11 protein-coding genes are annotated in these 14,457 nt (G+C 66.5%); 7 read left to right on the top strand and 4 right to left on the bottom strand.

Going from position 1 to position 14,457, the window contains the following annotated elements; genetic code table 11:
* The first annotated feature begins 18 nt into the window (after nt 1-18).
* Entirely contained in the window at nt 19-840 is an 822-nt protein-coding gene (gene fabI, locus GYH34_RS05445) for an enoyl-ACP reductase FabI (protein WP_161912704.1), read from the top strand.
* On the opposite strand, the gene GYH34_RS05440 is transcribed toward fabI, so the two are convergent.
* Together GYH34_RS05440 and GYH34_RS05435 are read right to left on the bottom strand one after the other, a co-directional pair.
* A complete protein-coding gene (locus GYH34_RS05440; RefSeq protein ID WP_161912703.1) occupies nt 785-1,471 on the bottom strand; it encodes a response regulator in 687 nt (228 codons plus the stop codon). The two genes, fabI and GYH34_RS05440, sit on opposite strands and share 56 nt — an antisense overlap.
* Nucleotides 1,468-2,616 (bottom strand): ATP-binding protein, encoded by a 1,149-nt coding sequence (locus tag GYH34_RS05435; RefSeq protein ID WP_161912702.1) that lies wholly within the window; start codon nt 2,614-2,616, stop codon nt 1,468-1,470. The genes GYH34_RS05440 and GYH34_RS05435 overlap by 4 nt, the downstream gene beginning before the upstream one ends.
* Before the next feature lie 186 nt (nt 2,617-2,802).
* Between GYH34_RS05435 and addB the strand changes: the two genes are divergently transcribed.
* Nucleotides 2,803-5,916 (top strand): double-strand break repair protein AddB, encoded by a 3,114-nt coding sequence (gene addB, locus GYH34_RS05430; RefSeq protein WP_161912701.1) that lies wholly within the window; start codon nt 2,803-2,805, stop codon nt 5,914-5,916.
* Between the two features lie 508 nt (nt 5,917-6,424).
* Nucleotides 6,425-7,513, top strand: coding sequence for a MerR family transcriptional regulator (locus GYH34_RS05425; protein ID WP_161912700.1), 1,089 nt, complete (start codon nt 6,425-6,427; stop codon nt 7,511-7,513).
* Between the two features lie 238 nt (nt 7,514-7,751).
* Here GYH34_RS05425 and GYH34_RS05420 read toward each other — a convergent pair whose 3' ends face one another.
* Both GYH34_RS05420 and GYH34_RS05415 read right to left on the bottom strand, forming a co-directional pair.
* Entirely contained in the window at nt 7,752-8,075 is a 324-nt protein-coding gene (locus GYH34_RS05420; RefSeq protein ID WP_161912699.1) for an XRE family transcriptional regulator, read from the bottom strand.
* A complete protein-coding gene (locus tag GYH34_RS05415; protein WP_161912698.1) occupies nt 8,072-8,434 on the bottom strand; it encodes a type II toxin-antitoxin system RelE/ParE family toxin in 363 nt (120 codons plus the stop codon). The genes GYH34_RS05420 and GYH34_RS05415 overlap by 4 nt, the downstream gene beginning before the upstream one ends.
* Nucleotides 8,435-8,454: 20 nt before the next feature.
* On the opposite strand from GYH34_RS05415, the gene GYH34_RS21885 reads away from it, so the two are divergent.
* The 4 genes from GYH34_RS21885 to addA all read left to right on the top strand — a co-directional run bounded on the left by GYH34_RS21885 (nt 8,455) and on the right by addA (nt 14,398).
* Nucleotides 8,455-8,934, top strand: coding sequence for a type II toxin-antitoxin system VapB family antitoxin (locus tag GYH34_RS21885; RefSeq protein WP_244635284.1), 480 nt, complete (start codon nt 8,455-8,457; stop codon nt 8,932-8,934).
* Complete coding sequence (locus GYH34_RS05405) at nt 8,934-9,368, top strand: type II toxin-antitoxin system VapC family toxin (protein ID WP_161912697.1); 435 nt, start codon at nt 8,934-8,936, stop codon at nt 9,366-9,368. Before GYH34_RS21885 ends, GYH34_RS05405 begins: the two co-directional genes overlap by 1 nt.
* A gap of 103 nt (nt 9,369-9,471) precedes the next feature.
* Nucleotides 9,472-10,866, top strand: coding sequence for an MFS transporter (locus GYH34_RS05400; RefSeq protein ID WP_161912696.1), 1,395 nt, complete (start codon nt 9,472-9,474; stop codon nt 10,864-10,866).
* A gap of 28 nt (nt 10,867-10,894) precedes the next feature.
* Nucleotides 10,895-14,398: a double-strand break repair helicase AddA gene (gene addA, locus GYH34_RS05395; RefSeq protein ID WP_161912695.1), complete on the top strand. Its 3,504-nt coding sequence runs from the start codon at nt 10,895-10,897 to the stop codon at nt 14,396-14,398.
* Nucleotides 14,399-14,457: the final 59 nt, after the last annotated feature.

Genomic DNA, 14,457 nt, shown 5'->3' with positions numbered 1-14,457 from the left:
GAATAGGACCAACCAAAGATGACGGTTTCAACGGGCCTCATGCAAGGCAAACGCGGCCTTGTCATGGGAGTCGCGAATGATCATTCCATCGCCTATGGCATAGCGCGAACGCTGGCGCGGCATGGGGCCTCGCTCGCCTTCACCTATCAGGGCGAGGCGCTCGGCAAGCGCGTCCGCCCGATCGCCGAGGAGCTCGGCTCCAATCTGGTGATCCCCTGCGATGTGGAAGATATCGCGTCCCTCGATTCCGTCTTCGCGCGGCTGCAGGAGGAATGGGGCGAGCTGGATTTTCTGGTCCATTCGCTCGCCTATTCCGACAAGAGCGAGCTGAAAGGCCTCTACGCGGACACATCGCGCGAGAATTTCATCCGCACCATGGTCATCTCCTGCTTCTCCTTCACCGAGGCGGCGAAACGCGCCGCGGCGATGATGAAGAATGGCGGGACCATGCTCACCGTCTCCTTCGGCGGCGGCACGCATGTGATGCCCAATTATAACGTGATGGGCGTCGCCAAGGCGGCGCTCGATTCCTCCGTGCGCTATCTCGCGGCCGATTATGGCGCGCGCGGCATTCGCGTGAACGCCATCTCGCCCGGCCCGGTGCGGACGATGGCCGGCGCCGGCATCACCGGCGCGCGCGCGATGGGCGCGTTTCAAAAGGCCCATGCGCCTTTGCGCCGCATGATCACGCTGGACGAGATCGGCGGCTCGGCGCTCTATTTCCTGTCGGAGCTGTCGGGCGGCGTGACCGGCGAGATTCACCTCGTCGACGCCGGCTACAACATCATGCTGCAGCCGCGCCCCGAAGATTTGAACGGCGGCGCCGCAGCGGCGGATTAGGCTCGCGTCCCTCGCTCGCCTTGACGCTGGCGGCGATCACCGAGAGCCGCGCCAGCTCGACCAGCGTGCCGATATTGGCCTTGGCCATGATATTGGCGCGGTGCAGTTCCACCGCGCGCAATTCGAGGCCGAGCCCTTCCGCTATGTCGCGGCTCGGCCGGCCTTTGGCGACGCCCGCCAGCACGCGCCGCTCATCCTCGCTCAGCCCGCCGAATCGCGCGAGCGCGGCGCGCGTCTCGGCGTCTATGTCGCCCTCGCCGCGCCGCGCCGCCAGCGCGCGCCGCACAGAGACGAGCAACGCCTCATCGTCGAAGGGCTTTTCCAAGAGATCGCTGGCGCCGGCCGCCATCGCCTCCACCGCGAGGGAAGCGCCGGCGCAAGCCGTGATGATGACGACGGGATGCGTCGCCCCGGAGGCGCGCAGGCGCTGCGTCAGCTCGACGCCGGACATATCCGGCAGCCGCATATCGGCGACGATGCAGCCCGATGTCTTCGGCCCCGCCTCGGCGAGGCATTCCTCCGCCGCGCGATAGGCGCGCGAGCGAAAGCCGCGCGAGCGGAACATCAGCGTCAGCGCGTCGCGAATCGCCGGATCGTCGTCCACGAGGTGCACGAGCGGCGCTGGTCTCATAGGCTGGCCCTTTCCGCGAGAGGAAGCGTGAAGCTGAAAATCGCGCCGCCGCGCGGATTGGGCTCGGCCCAAATGCGTCCGCCATGCGCCTCGACAATCGAGCGGGAAATCGAAAGCCCTATGCCCATTCCGCTCGCCTTGCTGCTGCGGAAGGGCTGAAACAGCGCGCCGGCGCCGTCCTTCAGACCATGGCCCGTGTCGGCCACGTCGAGCCGCGCATAGCCGTCGGCGGCCGAGGTGGAGAGCGACAGCTCGCGCCGCGGCGCGCCCTCCATCGCCTCGACGGCGTTGCGCATGAGATTGACGATGACCTGCTGGATCTGCACGCGATCGGCGAGAACCTCGTCATTCTCGGCCTTGGCGGCGACGCTGATCTGCGCGCCGACCTGGCGCGCGCTGGCGACGCCCAGCGATTTCGCCTCCTCGACCAGAGCGCTGAGGCTCTGCACCGTCTTCACCGATTCGCCGCGCGTGACGAACTCGCGCAAGCGCCGCACGATATCGCCGGCGCGCATCGCCTGCGCCCCCGCCTTGTCCAGAATATCCTCGACCTCGCCGCTCTGCTTGGGCTTACGCTGCAGCAGCCAGCGCGCGGTGCGGACATAGGTGGCGATGGCGGAAAAAGGCTGGTTGATCTCATGCGCGAGCGCCGCCGCCAGCTCGCCCATTGCGGCGAGCCGTCCGGCATAGGCGAGTTCCGAGCGCAGCTCACAGAGCAGCGCCTCGGCGGCGCGCTCCTCGGTGAGATCGCGAATGACGGCGATGCGCTGGCGAACGGCGCCGCGCGTCTCGTTCACGGCGAGGGAAATGGGGAAGGTCGAGCCGTCGTCGCGGCGAGCGAGGCCGTCCGACCGCCGCTCCCCCGCTGCAAAACAGCTTTCGGGCAACAAAAGCGCCGCCTCGCGGCCGAGCAGCGCCTCGGCCGAGCAGCGAAACAGCGCGCCTGCGGCGCCGTTGACGCCGACCACCACGCCCTTGTCGTCGATCGACAAGACAGCGTCCGACAGACATGCGAGGACGGCCTCCAGCCGCGCCGCCTCGGCGTGGCGCAAATCGTCCCCGCCCCCCGCGGCGCGGCGCGAAGGCCGCGTCGTCGCAGAGGTCTCTCGGAGCTCGGCGTGCGAATCGCTCGACGATCGGTCCATCGGCGAGTTCCCTCGAAACCCATTCGCTCTCGAAAAAGCCGGCGCGCCGCCAAACCATCGCCACGGTCGCCGCCCCGGAGTATTCTCCTCTACCGGCGGGTTTCAATTCCGCAATCACGCGCAATACACAGAATTCAGATGTGAATTGCTCCGCTCATGCTTTCTTTCCACCCGCCGAGTAGAAAAATGGCGCCTCGCTACGTATTTTCCATAGCCCCTGGCGCCTCCTTTCTCGGCGCCTTCACGCGCGCGCTGCTGGATGGCGCGATCATCCCCGGCCTCTCGCGCGAGAGCGGGCCGCTGGCTCTGGCCGCCACCACGATCTATGTGCCGACCCAGCGCGCCGCGCGGGCTTTGGCGGCGCAATTCTCCACCGCGATCGAGGCGCCGGCGGCGCTGCTGCCGCGCATATTGCCGCTCGGCGATCTCGACGAGCAGGAGGCCTCGGCGCTGTTCCACGCCGATCTCGATTCCGGCGAGGCGGCGCTGGAGCTGGCGCTGGCGCCGGCGATCGAGGAGCTCGACCGTCGGCTGATTCTGGCCGAGCTGGTGCTGCAATGGGCGCGCGCGCTGCGCCATGCGATCGTCTCCATCGACCGGGCCGGCGCTGTCGAGCACGACCCGCGCGAAATGCTGCTGATCGCCCCCTCGCCGACCAGCGCCTATGCGCTCTCCGGCGAGCTGGCGCGGCTCATCGACGAATTCGCGATCGAGAAGCTCGGCGCCGGCGCGCTCGCCGGCCTCGCGGAGGAGGCCTATGACCGCTTTTTCGCGATCACCGCCAATTTTCTGAAGATCGCGCTCGAGGATTGGCCGAATATTCTCAGCGCCCGCGGCCTCATCGACCGCGCGGCGCGTCAGACGGCGCTGATCGAGGCGCAGATCGCGCATTTGGAGCGCGGCGGCGCGCGCGGCCCGGTGATCGCGCTCGGCTCCACCGGCGCGCATCCGGCGACGGCGCGCCTTTTGGCGGCGATCGCGCGAATGGAGCGCGGCGCGGTGATCCTGCCCGGCCTAGATCTCGAGCTGGACGAGGCCGCTTGGCGCCGCGTCGGCGACGATGGCGCGAATGAGCGCGACGAGCCGAGCTTCACCCATCCGCAGACCTTGCTGAAGCGTCTCCTCTCGACGATCGGCGTCACGCGCGAGGAGGTCCGCCCCATCGGCTCCGCTCCGCCCGTGCTGAAGGCGCGGACGCGGCTGCTGGCCGAGGCTCTGCGCCCCGCCGATTGCACCGATTATTGGCGCGATTTCCGCGCCGCCGCGGCCGAGGGCTTCGCCGAAGCGCTCGCCGGCGTCTCCTTCATCGAGGCGGCGGACGAGCGCGAGGAGGCGCTGGCCCTCGCCCTTTCCATGCGCGAGGCGCTGGAGACTCCGGGCCGCACGGCGGCGCTCATCACGCCCGATCGCGACATCGCCCGCCGCGTCTGCGCCGAGCTGGCGCGCTGGGGCGTGGAGGTCGACGATTCGGCCGGCCGACCGCTGGGCGCGACGCCGATCGGCGCGCTGGCCCGGCTCGTCGCCGCCACGGCGGAAGACGGCGCCTCGGCGATAGACGCCGCCGCGCTGCTCGCCCATCCGCTGACGCGCTTCGGCCTCGAGCGCGCGGAGATCGAGCGCCTCGCCCCGTTGGTCGAGATCGCCGTGCTGCGCAATGTCGAGAGCGGCGGCAGCTTCGCCGCAATGGCCGCGCCGGCGCGCCGGCTCGCCGAAGAGACACACGCCCATCCGGCGCAGAAACGCATCAGCGAAGAGGATTGGCGCGCGATCGACGACCTCCTCGCCCGTCTCGACGAAGCGCTGCTGCCGCTCGCCGCGCTCACGCCGGAGGCGCGCCTCGGCGAGCGCGTGCGCGCCCATGCGCTGGCGCTGGAGAAAATCGCCGGCGAGGAGCCCGCCGGCGAGGGCGTCGAGCAATTGCTGCAGCTCTTCGACGCGCTGGAGGCCGCAAATAGCGCGCTCGTCTTCGACGCCGCCGGCTATGCCTCTTTCTTCGATCGCCTCGCCTTCGAGGCGAGCGCGCCGAGCCCAAAGCGCGCGCATCCGCGCCTCAAAATTCTCGGCTTGCTGGAAGCGCGCCTGCTCGACGCCGATCTCGTGCTGCTCGCCGGCCTCGACGAGACGATCTGGCCGCCACAGGCCGAATCCGGCGCCTTTCTCAATCGCGCCATGCGCCGGCAATTGGGCCTCTCGCCGCCGGAACGCCGCATCGGCCAGACGGCGCATGACTTCTCCATGGCCTTCGGCGCGGCGGAGGTCGTCGTCAGCCGCGCGAAAAAGCGCGATGGCGCGCCGACCGTGGCGTCGCGCCTCATCGCGCGATTGGCGGCGCTCTCGGGCGAGGCTTTCGCCGCCTGCAAGTCGCGCGGCGATGAAAAATGCGCGCTCGCCGCCGCGCTGGATCGCCCGCAGGAGATTCGCGCCATATCGCGCCCGCTGCCGCGCCCGCCGGTGGAGCTGCGGCCGACGCGGCTCAGCGTCACGCGCATCGAAAAGCTGCGCCGCGACCCTTATTCCGTCTTCGCCGAATCTATTCTGCGCCTGCCGCCCTTGCCGCCGCTCGGCGCGCCCAAGGGCGTGCGCGAGATCGGCGTCGCGATCCATGCGGCGCTGGCGAAATTTCAGCAGGCGCATCCCAAAGGCCCACTGCCCGAAGACGCGCGCGCGCTTCTAGTCGAGATCGCGCGCGCCGAGCTCGGCGAGTTCCTGGACGATCCGTCCTTCCTCGCCTTCGATTGGCCGCGCATAGAGGCCGGGCTCGATCACGCGCTCGCCTTCGAGCGCGAGCGCCGCGAGCAGGCGCGCGAGATTTTCATCGAGAAAGGCGCCGGCTGGAAACTGACGCTCGCCGACGGCAGCGTCTTCACACTCTCCTGCGTCGCCGATCGCATAGAGGTGGATGCGAGCGGCGAAGCTTTCGTCTTCGATTACAAGACCGGCAATCCGCCGACCGCCTCACAGGTCGGCGCGGGCTTCTCGCCGCAGCTCACATTGGAGGCGGCGATGATCGAGGCCGGCGCCTTCGAATCCATCGGCGCGCCGCGCGTTTCCGGCGCCGCCTATGTGCGGCTCGGCGGCAAGACCGGCGGCGAGACGCAATGGCTGAAATTCAAGGACAAGAGCTTCGGCGATGTCGTCGCCGAGCATCGCGCCAATCTCTTCGTGCTGCTGAATCAGTTTCGTCTCGCCGACACGCCCTATCCCTCGCGGCCCTGGGTGGAGTTCGCCTCGCGCTACAGCGATTACGACCATCTCGCGCGGGTGAAGGAATGGTCGCGCGAGGGCGGCGACGAAGAGTGACGCTTCGCCGCGAATTTACGGAGCGTTCGCCACATTCTTTGACGCTTCGGCAAGGAATCGGCGGCCGATTTTCGGCGCTCCCGATTCGGACAGGGTTTGTGCGCCTCTCGTGCCACAATTCCACTTTCGGGACGGCGTGACGAGGCCGGGCTTCACCACTCGTTGAGCCTATGAAGACGATGACAGGCCGAGCCGCGAAGAGATAGCATTTACGAAGCCTTCACCATGATGATTGACGCTTCGGCAAGGAATCGGCGGCCCATTTTCGGCGCTCCCGATTCGGACGCGGTTTGTGCGCGTCTCGTGCCACAATTCCACTTTCGAGACGGCGGAAGCGGCGCCGCATTCACTTTTCGCTGAGCCTATCGACGCGACATGCCGCGCCTTGCGCACGCCGGCGACGCCGGACATCGGGGCGTCGCTCCGCGCCGCTTTCGAGGTCGCAAAATGACGCTTGCGCCGTCCCTTGGGTCATAGATTAGACCCGAGAAACAGGAGGGCTCGTCCATTGAGAGAGTCGAAGCGCAAGGACGTGTTGCTGACCGCGGCGGAATGTGCGGAGCGCATCGGCGTCACTGTTCGCGGTCTCAGAACCTATGAGCAGCGCGGCCTGCTGACGCCGGCCCGCTCGGCGAAGGGCTGGAGGCTGTACGGCGAAAAGGAGATCGCCCGTCTCCACGAAGTGCTCGCTCTGAAGCGCTTCGGCCTCAGCCTCTCGCGCATCGCCGCGCTGCTCGAGGGGCGCGCGGTCGATCTCGACCGAACACTGGAAATGCAGCAGTCGGCGCTCGCCGAACAACGCCAGCGCATCGACGAGAAGCTGGCGCTCGTCGGCGCCGCCCGAACGAAGCTCTCCAAGGGCGGGACGCTCTCGCTCGACGAACTCATAACGCTCGCAAAGGAGACGACCATGACGCAGACATCGCTCGACCTGATCGCGCAGCGCCGCTACGAGCAGGCGCGCCCACGCAAGACGACGCCCGTAAATCCAGAAATCTACGATCGCTATGTCGGCGCCTATCGCTTCGACGCCATTGGGGGCGGAATCACGATCACGCGCGTCGGCAACCGGCTCTTCAGTCAAGTCACCGGGCAGGCCGCCTATGAGGTTTTTCCAGAAAGCGAGACCGAGTTCTTTCTCAAGGTCGTCCCGGCTCAGCTCGTCTTTTCCATAGACAGCGACCAATCAGTGAATGCGCTGACGACCCATCAGAACGGCGTCGAGCTGGTCGCGCGGCGGATCGATGAAACGGAGGCCCAGCGCGCAGCGGATGAGCTGACGCGCAGAATCCATGATAATCGGCCGCAGCCGGACAGCGAAGAGGCGATCCGCCGAACGATCGACGAAGCTCGGCGCGGAGAGATCGACTCCACGCGCATGACGGAGCCGCTCGCCACATTGGCGCGCGAGCGAGCGGAGGCGGTCGCGGAGGAGCTCTCGGCGAAAGGCGCGCTCGGGGAGATTCGCTTCGTCGGCGTCGGCGTGGACGGCTGGGACGTCTATCGCGCGCAATTCGAAAAAAACGAGACCGAATGGCGCATCGACCTCGCCCCCGACGGCCGGGTCCGAGGTCTTTTCTTCCGCAACGTGCCCTGAGAGGCCCCCGAGCCGCGCCGCCAGGGCGGCGGTGCGGCCACGGCGACAGCGGCGTGGCCGCGGCCGCGACGCGGCGTTCACCATGATGATTGACGCTTCGGCAAGGAATCGGCGGCCGATTTTCGACGCTCCCGATTCGGACTTGTATTGTTCTCGTCTCGTGCCGCCGCTCTCACTTCGGGACAGAGGCGAACCCTCGCCATTTCGTCCAGCTTAATCGACACATCCGCCGGCGGCGCTAGGCCGCATCCGGTTCGTCGAGACCGACGATCGTCACGCTCTCCTCGCCGAAATGCGCGGTGATCTCGAGCGTGCCGCCGAGCGCTTCTATATAATGGCGCAAATTGCTCAAACGCATATCGGCGCGCTTCTCGAATTTCGCGACGGCGGGTTGTCCCACAGCGAGCGCAGCGGCCGTCTCCTCTTGCGAGAAGCCCCGCGCTTTACGAAGCTCTTCGAGCGTCATCTCCTCCCGCAGAGCTGCGGCCTTGGCCGCGACGCGCGCCCGGCGCTCCGGCGAGAAATTCTTTGTGAGCTCGGTGAAAGGCCGATGTCCGGTCATGGGATCAACCCCTCCTTCTTCAGTTCCGCGAGATAGACGTCATAGAGCCGATCGGCGATCTGGATCATGCGGCCATAAAAACGATCGTCGCCGGTCTTGTCTCCCCCGATCAGCAGAATTGCCGCTCTCCTGGGATCGAACGCATAAAATGCGCGCAATGGCCGGCCACTGCTCTGCACGCGCAACTCCCGCATATGGCCGTGGCGAGATCCATTGATCGCCGACGAATAAGGGAAGGCCAATCTCGGGCCTTGCTCCATCAGCAGCAGCACAACGGCCGAAATATCGTCCTGCTGCGTTTCGTCGAGAGCCCGATACCATTCCGCGAATTCGTCCGTATGCTCGACAGCCCAGCTCATAACAAAATTATATTCCACTAATGGAATATTTCAAGAGCGCGGCTCTCGAAGCTTTCTTTAAGGAATCGGCCGCCGATTTTCCGCGCCCCCGATTCGGACGGGTTTTGTCCGCCTCTTGTGCCGTTCTTCCCAATTCGGGATTATCCGCCGAAACCGAAATTTACCTTCTGCCGCGGCTGAGCCGCGCCCGGAAGCGCTCCCTTGCGCGGTTGTGTAGACAGGCCTATCTTCATGTCTACACAAGGGAACGCCGCATGCCTCTCAACATTCGCGACGACGAGGTCGACCGGCTGGCTGCGCAGCTGGCCGCGCTCAACCGCACCACCAAAACTCAGGCGGTGAAAGACGCGCTGCGTCGTGAATTGGCGCGCGTGCAGCAGAAGAAGGCGCTGTGGGAGCGCGTTAAGCCGATACGCGACGAGATCGCCGCGCTCCCCGATAGTGGAATCGTCATCGACAAGGCGTTTTTCGATGAGCTCAACGGCGAGACCGGCGAATAATGTTCATCGATGCTTCCGCAATGGTCGCGATTTTGCTGCAGGAGGCGAATGGCGAAAGACTCGCCGCCGCCATCGACGCCGCTTCCACGCCGCTCGCGACCAATGTGATCGCCGTGTGGGAAACGGCGGCCGCGCTCCACCGAAAGAAAAACATGTCGATCGCCCTCGCGCAGATGCGTGTGACGGAATTTCTCGCCGCCGCCGGCATCGAGACGCTGGACGCGAGGCGAGAGGAGCTGCCGCTCGCCCTCGCGGCTTTCGAGCGCTACGGGCGCCATCGCTATCCGCTCCCCGCGGATCGCAACAAGGGGCTGAACCTCGCCGATTGCTTCCATTACGCCGCCGCGAAATCGCGCGGCCTTCCGATTCTGACGACGGATGAAGGCTTCGCGCTCACCGACCTGCCGACGATCGCCGCAAAGCCGCTTCGATAGCGGTCAAACTACATTTCTTGTATGGTTTCCCGAAACGGCCTTCGATCCTCACAAATGCCGGATCGACGCGCCGCATTCGGACATTGGGCGAGGAATTTGAAAAATGGCTCTCGAAGGGTCGAATAAAAGCTACAGAAATCGCATCATCTTCGCGAGCCTCGTCGGCACGACGATCGAATTCTTCGACTTCTACATCTACGCCACCGCCGCCGTATCGGTGTTTCCACTGCTGTTCTTCCCGGCCGGCGCGGGCAGCGCGGCGCTGCTCGCCTCAATGGCGACATTCGGCGTCGCCTTTGTCGCGCGGCCGATCGGCTCCGTCCTCTTCGGCCATTTCGGCGATCGCGTCGGGCGCAAGGCGACGCTCGTCGGCTCGCTGCTGCTGATGGGCCTCGCCACTTTCGCCATCGGCCTTCTGCCGACCTATCATCAGATCGGCCTGTTCGCGCCGGTCCTGCTCACCATTTTCCGCTTCAGCCAGGGCGTCGGCCTCGGCGGCGAATGGTCGGGCGCGGCGCTGCTCGCCACAGAGACCGCCGATAAGGGCAAGCGCGCCTGGGCGGCGATGTGGCCGCAACTCGGCGCGCCATTCGGATTCATTCTCGCCAATGGATTCTTCCTTGCGCTCACCATTCTCTTCGCCTTCGATTCGACGCGCGCGACGCCGGACGAGCATTTCCTCGCCTGGGGCTGGCGCCTGCCGTTTCTGCTCTCCATTCTGCTCGTCACGCTCGGCCTCTATGTGCGCTTGAAGCTGCATGAGACGCCGGTGTTCGCGCGCGCATTGGAGCGCGGCGAGAAATTGAAATCGCCGCTCGCCCATGTGTTCCGCAACAATGCGAAGGAGCTTCTGCTCGGCGCGTTCATAATGGTTGCGACCTATGGCCTCTTCTATCTGATGACGACGTGGATCCTGTCCTATGGCATAGGCAAGATCGCGCTCGGCAATCTCGGCATAGGCTATCGCGATTTTCTCGTGCTGCAGCTCATTTCCGTGCTGTTCTTCGCCGGCTTCATCCCCGTCTCGGGACATCTCGCCGACAGGATCGGCCGCCGCAAGCTGCTGCTGATCGTGACGAGTGGCATTGTGCTGTTCGGCCTCTCCTTCCGCTTCTTCCTCTCCAAGGATCTCATCGGCACGGGCGAGAGCGCCAATCACGGGCTCATATTGGTTTTCCTCAGCATCGGAATGTCGCTGATGGGCCTCACCTTCGGGCCCATGTCGGCCATATTGCCGGAGCTTTTCCCCACCAACACGCGCTATACGGGCTCGGGCGTCTCCTATAATCTCGCCTCCATTCTCGGCGCGGCGCTGACGCCCTTTGTGGCGACATGGATCGCGCAAAATTACGGAGCGGAATCGGTCGGCCTCTATCTCGCCGCGCTCGGCGCCTCGACGATCGTCGCGCTCCTCTTCACCAAGGAGACCAAGGCGACCGATCTCGACAGCATGATCGACGATGTGGTGGCCGAGAATATCGAGAAGACATCGCCGTAGAGCGAGATCATCTCCGAATGGAAATTGGATGAGCGACAGACGCCCCATCGCCAAGGACACGCGGGAGCGGCAGCGGGCCGCCTCCGACCCCGCGCAATCGGCCTGGGTCGCGGCCCATGCGGGCTCGGGCAAGACGCATGTTCTCTCGCAGCGCGTGGTGCGTCTGCTGCTCGCCGGCGCGCCGCCCTCGCGCATATTGTGCCTCACTTACACAAAGGCGGCCGCCGCCAATATGGCGGCGCGCATTTTCGATGTTCTCGCCGGCTGGGCGCTGCTCGACGATGAAGCGCTGACCGCCGCCATTCTCGCCACCGGCGCGCCGCAGCCTTCGCGCGCGGAGCTCGTCTTCGCGCGGCGCCTATTCGCACGCACTGTGGAGACGCCGGGCGGGCTGAAGATTCAGACGATCCACGCTTTTTGCGAAAGGATTCTGCATCTCTTTCCCTTCGAGGCCAATGTCGCGGCGTCGTTCCGCGTGCTCGACGATTTGGAGCGCGCCGAGCTTTTGGAGCGCGCACGGCGCCAGACGCTCGCCCGCGCCGTGCTGGACGAAGGCGATTTGCGCGCGGCGCTGGAAACCGTGTCGCGGCTCTGCTCCGGCGGCGGCTTCGACGAACTGATCGCCGAATTGCTCGGCCATAGGGCCGTGCATCGCAATCTCTCGTCCGGCGATTATGCGGATTTGCTGCGCGAGCGCTTAGGGCTGCGCGAGGACGAAACGCTCGAGGCGCTGGAGCGGGAGATCATCGAGGGCGGGATAGCGCCGCGCGATTGGAATGGAATCGCGCAAGCGCTGCGCGGCGGCGGCGCGAATGACGGGAAGCTCGCGACGCAATTGACGATCGCGGCGGGGTTGGCAGGCCCCCTCCCCGGCCCTCCCCCGCTGCGCGGGAGAGGGGGCGCGAGCGATCGACTCAGCGCATGTGTCGAAGAATTTCTCGCCGTCTTCTTCAAAAAGGACGGCGAGCCGCGCGGGCTCGGCAAGCAGAAGATCATTTCCGCAGCGCTTCAAAAGCAGCAGCCGGCATTGCTGGCGCGGCTCGAGGATGAGCGCGATCGGCTCGTCGCGCTGGTGGAAAAACGCAAGGCCGCCGCGGCCTTCGATCGCTCCATGGCGCTGGCGCGGATCGGCAACGCCATTCTCGCCGCCTATGAGCGGATGAAGAGCAATCGCGGCCTGTTCGATTTCGACGATCTCATCGAGCGCACGCGCCGGCTGTTTCAAAGCTCGAGCCCGTCCTGGGTGCTCTACAAGCTCGATTCGCGCATCGATCATATTCTCGTCGACGAGGCGCAGGATACGAGCGCGGCGCAATGGGACATATTGCGCGCGCTCGCCGATGAATTTTGCGCCGGCGCCGGCGCCACGCGGCGCATCCGCACCTTTTTCGCCGTGGGCGACGAGAAGCAGTCGATCTTCTCCTTTCAAGGCGCCGCGCCGGAGAAATTCGACGCCATGCGCCGCGATTTCGCGCGCCGCTTTCGCGACGCCGAGCTCGGCTTCGAGACGGTGCGGCTGACCCGCTCCTTCCGCTCCTCGCCGCAAGTGCTCGGCGCGGTGGATATCGTCTTCTCGGTCGAGGAGAACAGGCGCGGCCTCGCGGCGGACCGCGACGAGCCCGCGCCCGTGCATGAAGCCTGGAAGAGCGACGTGCCCGGCCTCGTCGAAATCTGGGAGCCGGAATCCTCGCAAGGCGCGGAGACGCCGGAGGATTGGCGTCTGCCGCTCGATTATGTGAACGAGGCCGGTCCGCCAGCGCGGCTCGCGCGCAAGATCGCGCGCAAGGTGAAAGCGCTGCTCGCGCCGCAAAATGGCGAATGCGTCGAGGACAAAGGCGCGATGCGCCCCGTGCGGCCCGGCGATGTGATGATATTGGTGCGCAAGCGCGACGCTTTTTTCGAAGGCGTCATTCGCGCGCTGAAGGCGGAGGCGATTCCCGTCGCCGGCGCCGATCGTCTCGATCTCTCCGGCCACATTGCGGTGATGGATCTCGTCGCGCTCGGCCGCCTCGCGCTGCTGCGCGAGGATGATCTTACCCTCGCGACATTGCTGAAATCGCCGCTCTTCGGCTTCACCGACGATGATCTCATCGCCCTCGCGCCCAAGCGCGAAGGCGCGCTCATCGATGCGCTCGCCGCCTCGCCGGAGCCGGCGCATAGAGAGGCGGCGGCGCGGGTAGATGCTTGGGCGCACGAGGCGCGCACGCGCGCGCCTTTCGATTTCTACAGCCATATTCTCAGCGCCGGCGGCGGGCGCGAGAGGCTGGTCGGGCGGCTCGGCCAGGAGGCCAATGACGCGATCGACGAGTTCTTACGCCTCGCGCTCACCTTCGAGCGCGAGCAGGCGCAAGGCCTCGCCGGATTTCTCGCCGGCGTCGAGAGCCTGCAGCTGTCCGTCAAGCGCGACATGGAGGCGGCCGGCGACGCCGTGCGCGTGATGACCGTGCACGCCTCCAAAGGGCTGGAGGCGAAGATCGTCTTTCTGCCGGACACTTGCGGCGGCCCCTCCGGCCGGCATGATCCGAAGATCTTCCGGCTCGGCGAGGAGGATGGCGCGACGCTGGTCTGGTCGACCGGCATGGCCGCCGATCCGCCCTCCGTCGCCAGCGCGCGCGAGGCGCTGCGCGAGGCGGCGCGGGAGGAGCATCGCAGGCTGCTCTATGTGGCGCTGACGCGCGCCGAGGAGCGGCTCTATGTCGCCGGCTTCCATGGGCCGGCCGGGCGCGGCGCCGGCTGCTGGCACGACGCGATCCGTAACGCGCTCGAGCCCGCCTGCGACAGTGCGCCGGACCCGCTGGACGAGACGAAGCAGATTTTGCGCTATGGCGTCACGGCGCATGGCGCGACGGCGGCGAACGAGACGCGAGACGCCGCGGCGATCGTCGTCCCGCTTTTCGCGCGCGCGCCGGCGCCGGAAGAGCGCGCGCCGGCCCCGCCCTTGCGGCCGGCCACCGCTTTGGCGGCCGCCGATCCTTTCGCCGGCGAGGAGAATTCCGCCGCGCCGACGCGGCGCGACCGCGAAAGGCTGCTGCTCGGAAGGCTCACCCATGCGCTGCTGCAACGCCTGCCGGACACGCCACCGGAGCGGCGCACCGAGGCGGCGCTGCGCTTTCTGGAGCTGCGCGCCGCCCCGCTCGACGCCGCGCAGCGCGAGGCGCTGGTTTCCGCCGTGCTCGCGGTGATCGGCAATGGCTCGCTCGCGCCTTTGTTCGGGCCGGGCTCGGCGCCGGAGGTGGAGATCGTCGCGAAGCTCGACAGCCCGCGCGGCGAGATCGCCATTTGCGGCCGCATCGACCGGCTCGCCGAGACGGAAACCGACGTCATCGTCGCCGATTTCAAGACCGGCGCGCCGCGCCATCCGGCGACGCCGGCGCAATTGCGGCAGCTCGCCGTCTATCGCGCCGCCGCGCGGCGGCTCTATCCGCACAAAAATGTGCGCTGCGCGCTGATCTTCACGCAGAGCGCGACGATAGAGGAGCCGGAGCCGGAGGCGCTCGACGCCGCGCTGGAGGAGATTTTGCGGGAGGTGTGAGACGAGGGAAAAGCCGGACGCGCTTTCGCCGCGATTTCACGCTAGCTTTCGTCACAATT

It is taken from the genome of Methylosinus sp. C49 (genome assembly GCF_009936375.1).
Classification (GTDB): Bacteria; Pseudomonadota; Alphaproteobacteria; order Rhizobiales; family Beijerinckiaceae; genus Methylosinus.
Note: the sequence above shows the minus strand (reverse complement) of the source record. Positions and strands in the feature narration are given on the sequence as shown.

What these genes read in the sequence shown, in the direction of transcription:
- addB (WP_161912701.1), top strand. Translation starts at nt 2,803, where the DNA reads ATGGCGCCTCGCTACGTATTTTCCATAGCCCCTGGCGCCTCCTTTCTC.
- fabI (WP_161912704.1), top strand. Translation starts at nt 19, where the DNA reads ATGACGGTTTCAACGGGCCTCATGCAAGGCAAACGCGGCCTTGTCATG.
- GYH34_RS05435 (WP_161912702.1), bottom strand. Translation starts at nt 2,616, where the DNA reads ATGGACCGATCGTCGAGCGATTCGCACGCCGAGCTCCGAGAGACCTCT.
- GYH34_RS05420 (WP_161912699.1), bottom strand. Translation starts at nt 8,075, where the DNA reads ATGACCGGACATCGGCCTTTCACCGAGCTCACAAAGAATTTCTCGCCG.
- addA (WP_161912695.1), top strand. Translation starts at nt 10,895, where the DNA reads ATGAGCGACAGACGCCCCATCGCCAAGGACACGCGGGAGCGGCAGCGG.
- GYH34_RS05400 (WP_161912696.1), top strand. Translation starts at nt 9,472, where the DNA reads ATGGCTCTCGAAGGGTCGAATAAAAGCTACAGAAATCGCATCATCTTC.
- GYH34_RS05440 (WP_161912703.1), bottom strand. Translation starts at nt 1,471, where the DNA reads ATGAGACCAGCGCCGCTCGTGCACCTCGTGGACGACGATCCGGCGATT.
- GYH34_RS21885 (WP_244635284.1), top strand. Translation starts at nt 8,455, where the DNA reads ATGGAATATTTCAAGAGCGCGGCTCTCGAAGCTTTCTTTAAGGAATCG.
- GYH34_RS05415 (WP_161912698.1), bottom strand. Translation starts at nt 8,434, where the DNA reads ATGAGCTGGGCTGTCGAGCATACGGACGAATTCGCGGAATGGTATCGG.
- GYH34_RS05405 (WP_161912697.1), top strand. Translation starts at nt 8,934, where the DNA reads ATGTTCATCGATGCTTCCGCAATGGTCGCGATTTTGCTGCAGGAGGCG.